Source organism: Nocardiopsis listeri (assembly GCF_020741345.1).
Classification (GTDB): domain Bacteria; phylum Actinomycetota; class Actinomycetes; order Streptosporangiales; family Streptosporangiaceae; genus Nocardiopsis; species Nocardiopsis listeri_A.
This window is the reverse complement of the sequence record NZ_DYZD01000367.1, coordinates 1-5,180: the sequence shown is the minus strand read 5'-3', so window position 1 is coordinate 5,180 and position 5,180 is coordinate 1. Positions and strand designations below refer to the sequence as shown.

Annotated in this window: 5 protein-coding genes and 1 pseudogene; 4 read left to right on the top strand and 2 right to left on the bottom strand. The window is 70.7% G+C overall.

The genetic code is table 11. The annotated features are described in order from the left end of the window. The first annotated feature begins 227 nt into the window (after positions 1-227). Positions 228-1,232 carry an LD-carboxypeptidase gene (locus K8V84_RS19630; protein ID WP_304077080.1) on the top strand — a complete coding sequence of 335 codons (1,005 nt, stop codon included), beginning with the start codon at positions 228-230 and terminating at the stop codon, positions 1,230-1,232. Between the two features lie 61 nt (positions 1,233-1,293). Here K8V84_RS19630 and K8V84_RS19625 read toward each other — a convergent pair whose 3' ends face one another. Further along, complete coding sequence (locus K8V84_RS19625; RefSeq protein ID WP_304077079.1) at positions 1,294-1,800, bottom strand: M24 family metallopeptidase; 507 nt, start codon at positions 1,798-1,800, stop codon at positions 1,294-1,296. 92 nt (positions 1,801-1,892) lie between these two features. Here K8V84_RS19625 and K8V84_RS19620 point away from each other — a divergent pair, with 92 nt between their 5' ends. The 3 genes and pseudogenes from K8V84_RS19620 to K8V84_RS25890 all read left to right on the top strand — a co-directional run. After that, on the top strand, positions 1,893-2,186 hold the full coding sequence (locus K8V84_RS19620) for a helix-turn-helix transcriptional regulator (RefSeq protein WP_304077078.1): 294 nt from the start codon (positions 1,893-1,895) through the stop codon (positions 2,184-2,186). 196 nt (positions 2,187-2,382) lie between these two features. Beyond that, positions 2,383-4,356: an acyl-CoA dehydrogenase gene (locus K8V84_RS19615; RefSeq protein WP_304077077.1), complete on the top strand. Its 1,974-nt coding sequence runs from the start codon at positions 2,383-2,385 to the stop codon at positions 4,354-4,356. A 52-nt stretch (positions 4,357-4,408) separates the two neighbouring features. Continuing rightward, positions 4,409-4,642 (top strand): annotated as a pseudogene (locus tag K8V84_RS25890) (PadR family transcriptional regulator); the annotation flags it as partial. 14 nt (positions 4,643-4,656) lie between these two features. Here K8V84_RS25890 and K8V84_RS25885 read toward each other — a convergent pair. Then, on the bottom strand, positions 4,657-5,079 hold the full coding sequence (locus K8V84_RS25885; protein WP_369696644.1) for a hypothetical protein: 423 nt from the start codon (positions 5,077-5,079) through the stop codon (positions 4,657-4,659). Positions 5,080-5,180: the final 101 nt, after the last annotated feature.

Here is a 5,180-nt window from a genome sequence, read left to right as displayed (position 1 = left end):
ATCGACTGTTACGGCTTCTCCCCGATGCGTCTGCCCGAGGGTGTGGACTACCCGGGGCTGCTGCACGGGGTGGACGAGCGGGTGCCGTTGGAGGGTCTGCGGTTCGGGGTGCGGGTGCTGGACGGCTTCCTGCGCTCCTGACCGGTTGTGGACACCGGCCGGCGCGGCTCGTCGGTGTCCGGGCGCCCCCGCCATCGGGGGCGCCGTGGAGGGGACGACGACAGAGGATGGGGAGCGACGTGGGTGAGTCGGTGACCGAGGTGCGCGAGGAGTTCACGGGTGGGGGTGCGTCTTCGGTCCGACCGGCGACGTTGCGTCGACCCCCGAGGCTGCGTCGGGGCGATCGGGTGCGGTTGGTGGCCCCGTGCAGCCCGGTACCGGACGACCGGTTGGACGCGGCGGTGGAGATCCTCACCGGGTGGGGTCTGGAGGTCGAACTGGCTCCGCACGTACGCGACCGGCACCCACGGCTGCCCTACCTGGCGGGCCTCGATCGCGACCGCGCGGCCGACCTGCAGGACGCCTGGTGCGATCCGAACGTGCGGGCGGTGTTCTGCGCCCGTGGCGGCGACGGCGCGCACCGGATGCTGGACCTGTTGGACTTCGACGCCATGCGCGGTGCCGAGCCCAAGGCGCTGATCGGGTTCAGCGACATCACCGCGCTGCACGAGGCTTTCGCCGTCGAGCTGGGTGTGACGACGGTGCACGGACCGGTGGTGGGCACCCTCTACTTCGTGGGCGACGAGACGGCCCAAGCGGAGCTGCGCACCACCCTGTTCACCCCCGAGAAGCGGATGGTGCTCACCTCCCCGGGGGCGCGCGCCCTGGTGCCGGGCCGGGCCGAGGGTGTGCTGTTCGGCGGGAACCTGAGCCTGCTCAACGACGGGTTGGCCACACCGCACAGCCGTCTGTCGACCAACGGCGGCATCCTGATCCTCGAGGACATCAACGAGGACGCCGCACGGGTGGACCGGATGCTCACCCACCTGCTGCGCACCGGCTGGTTGGACGGGGTGCGGGGGGTGGCGATCGGCACCTGGACGGATTGCCCGCCGGCCCCGGAGACGATCGCCGACCTGATGCGCGACCGGCTCTCCCACCTGGGAGTCCCGGTGTTGTGGGGGCTGGAGTTCGGCCACTGCGCCGCCCAGCTCACCCTCCCACTGGGGGTCTTCGCCACCCTGGACACCGAACGCGCCTGTCTGGAGCTGGCGGTCCCGGGACTGCAATGACACCGGTGCCCCGGTCCGGCGCCACGGGTCCGCACTCGTGCCGCCGGGTCCACCCACCCGGTCAGGGCAGGGTGAGCACCACGGGTCCGTCGTCGGTGACGGCGACGGTGTGCTCGCAGTGGGCGGCCCGGGTGCCGTCGTCGCTGAGCACCGTCCACCCCTCGTCGGCGTGGGCGTAGCCGTCCGAACCGCCGCGCACCAACATGGGCTCGATGGCGATGGTCGGGCCCGGGCGCAACCTCAGGCCGTGTCCGGGGCGGGCGTCGCAGTCCACGCTCACCACGTCGCCGTCGACCAGCCGTCGGGGGGAGGGGACGCCGTGGACGATCTCGTCGTTGACGCTCACACAGGCCACCCCGGGGAAGGGCGTCGGTGCCCACGCCGGCTGGTGGCCGAGGAAGAGCGGGTCCGCGCCGGCGTCGGCGATGACCTTCGCCGCCACTCGGTCCAGGTCCGCGGTGGTGCGCCCGGGCGCGGCCGCCTGGCGCGCGGCCTCCAACGCGTGGGCGACCACGCGGCCGGCCTCCCGCATGAGCGCGATCTCTTCGGGGGTCTTCAGTTCGACCATGGGTTCGCACACCTTTCGATCCAATTTATATACCGGTATAACTATGCCATGCGCCTCCCGGTCTCCGGAAGGCTCCGGGTTAGACTCGCCCCATGGTTCGTGAACCGCTGACCGAAGAACAGATCGAGCGAGGCCGCGCCCTGGGCACCGTGCTGCGGGCGGCCCGGGCGGAGCGCACCATGGTGGACGTCGCCCGCCGCTCCGGGATCTCCGTGGAGACCCTGCGCAAGATCGAGGGCGGACGCATCCCCACCCCGGCCTTCTTCACCGTCGCGGCCGTCGCCGCGACCCTGGACCTGTCCCTGGACGACCTCCTGCGGCGCACGGACGAGGCCGCCGCCTCCGACACCACCCCCGCGACCCCGCTGCGCGACATCGCGGTCTGAGACCCCTGGTCCCGGTCCTCGCCCCCCGACCCCCGATCCCAGAGGCCTCGGAGCGGGCATCGGGGACACTCGATGGCCCACTACCTTTGGACTCATCACACCCACGTCCGGGCGTGTTCGATCCGCCGGTGTCCGTGCCGGTGGTAGTCACATGGGGACGCGGGTGCGCGTCGAAGAACGACCACAGGGGGAGCACATGAGCGAACAGGCACCGTTGAAGCCGAACGAAGCCGAGCTACGCGGCCTGTTGGACGGACGCTGGGCCAACGTGCGAGAGAAGGCCCGCGACGTCATCCGAGGCGACATGTACGCCCCGGTGCACGGCCTGTCGATGGAGGATCACCGCGCCCGCACCCTCGAACAGCTCCAGGCGTTGGCCCGGACCGACATGCCCGCCTACGGCTTTCCGAAATCGGTCGGCGGGGCCGACGACGTCGGCGCCTCCGTGGTCGCGTTCGAGATGCTCGTCGCCGACATGTCCCTCATGGTGAAGATGGGCGTGCAGTTCGGCCTGTTCGGTGGGGCCATCAACGCCCTGGGCACCGACGACCACCACCAGCGCTACCTGCCGAGCGTCATGAGCGTGGAGCTGCCCGGTTGCTTCGCGATGACCGAGACCGGTCACGGTTCGGACGTTCAGCGGTTGCGCACCACCGCCACCTACGACCCCGACACCGAGGAGTTCGTGGTCCACACGCCCGACGAGTCGGCGCGCAAGGACTACATCGGCAACGCCGCCAAGGACGGCCGCGCGGCCGTGGTCTTCGCCCAGCTGCGCACGCCCGGCCCGGACGGCCTCGTCGAGCACGGTGTGCACGCCCTGATGGTGCCGATCCGCGACGAACAGGGACGGCCCTCGCCCGGCGTCACCATCGAGGACTGTGGTCCCAAGGCCGGCCTCAACGGGGTCGACAACGGCCGGCTGTGGTTCGACCAGGTGCGGGTACCTCGCACCGACCTGCTCAACCGGTACGGCGACGTCGCCGCCGACGGGACCTACTCCAGTCCGATCGAGAGCCCCAACCGTCGGTTCTTCACCATGTTGGGCACCCTCATCCGCGGCCGGGTCAGCGTGGCCGGGGGTGCCGGCACCGCCACCAAGGCGGCGCTGGCCATCGCGATCCGCTACTCCGACACCCGCCGCCAGTTCACCCGGCCCGCCGCCGACGGCGGGCCCGAGCAGGAGGTGAGGGTCCTCGACTACCTGGCCCAACAGCGCAAGCTGCTGCCGGCTCTGGCCCGCACCTACGCCCTGCACTTCGCCCAGGAGGAGCTGGTCACCCGGCTGCACGAGCTCTCCCGCGACACCGAGCGCGACGAGCGGGCCCAGCGGGAACTGGAGTCGCGCGCGGCCGGTCTGAAGGCGATCTCGACCTGGCACGCCACCGCGACCATCCAGACCGCCCGGGAGGCGTGCGGCGGCTCGGGTTACATCGCGGAGAACCGGATTCCGCAGCTCAAGGCGGACTCGGACATCTTCACCACGTTCGAGGGCGACAACACGGTGCTGTTGCAGCAGCTCGCCAAGGCGCTGCTGACCAACTTCAAGGACTCCTTCGGCGACCTGGACCAGATGGGGCTGGCCCGGTTCATGGCCGGCAAGGTGTTCGAGAACGTCATCGAGCGCACCGCAGCCATTCCGCTGATCGAACGTCTCATCGCCGCGGCACCGGGCCGCAGCGAGGAGGCGGGGCTGTACAACCGGGGCTGGCACCTGGAGCTGTTCGAGGACCGGGAGAAGCACATCCTCGAAGGGCTGGCGGCGCGTCTGCGCCGCTCCCGCAAGGACGGCGGCGACGCCTTCCAGGTGTTCAACCAGGCCCAGGACCACGTGTTGGCGGCCGGGCGGGCGCACATGGACCGGGTGGTCCTGGAGGCGTTCGTGGCGGCCATCGACCGTTGCGGCGACAAGTCCACCACCAAGCTCCTCAACCGGGTGTGCGACCTGTACGTGCTCTCGGTGATCGAGGAGAACAACGGTTGGTTCCTGGAGCACGAGCGGCTCTCCACCGCGCGTTCCAAGGCGGTCACGACGGCCGTCAACGACCTGTGTCAGGGCCTGCGGCCCTACGCGGTCCAGCTGGTGGACGCGTTCGGTCTGCGCGACGAGTGGTTGGGCGCCCCGATCGCGTTGGGCGCCGAGCACCGCCGCCAGGGCGACCGGGACTGACCCTCGTCCGGCTCCCCTATGCTCGTGCCGTTCGGCCAGATGGGGTGGGGGAATGTCGGCGATCCGGTTGTTGGTGCTCGGTTCGGTACGGGCGCACGGGCGCGCCCACGGCTACCAGGTCCGCAGCGACCTGGAGTCGTGGGGCGCGCACGAGTGGTCCACGGCCAAGCCCGGATCGGTGTACCACGCGTTGAAGCAGATGGCGCGGCAGGGGCTGCCGGCCGCCGACGAGGTGGCGCCCTCCAGTGTGGGCGGCCCACCCCGCACCGAGTACGCGCTGACCGAACAGGGCGAGGACGATTACCTGGCGCTGCTGCGCGCGGCGTTGGCGGCCGAACACGACGCCCGGGTCGACGCGGTCTCGGCCGGGCTCGGCCTCATGACGGACCTGCCTCGAACAGAGGTCCTCGAACTGCTTCGGGAGCGGTCGGCGGGCGCGTCGGGGTGGCGCTTGAGCGCGGACTTGGCGCGCCGGTGGGCGGCCTCGTCGTCGACCATGACCAGCGCGCCACCGGTCTCCTCCACCCCGGGGTCCAGGCCTTCGGGCGCCGCCCCGAAGTGGAGTTCGAACCCGCCCCGGCGAAGCGCCAGGTAGACGTAGGGCCTGAACTGTTTCCAGGTGACCTCGAAACCGAGCATCTCGTAGAAGGCGAGGGTGGCCTCGGGGTCGTGGGTGCGCGGGAGCGGGATGGTCGTCTCGTTGGCGCCGATCGTCTCCGACATGTTCTCCTCCGTTGGTCGCCGCGAGCACCCCAGCCCACTAGTCAAGTTTGACCAGCCACACCCCCTTCCCCTGGAACACCCGTCGGCCTAACATGAATCAT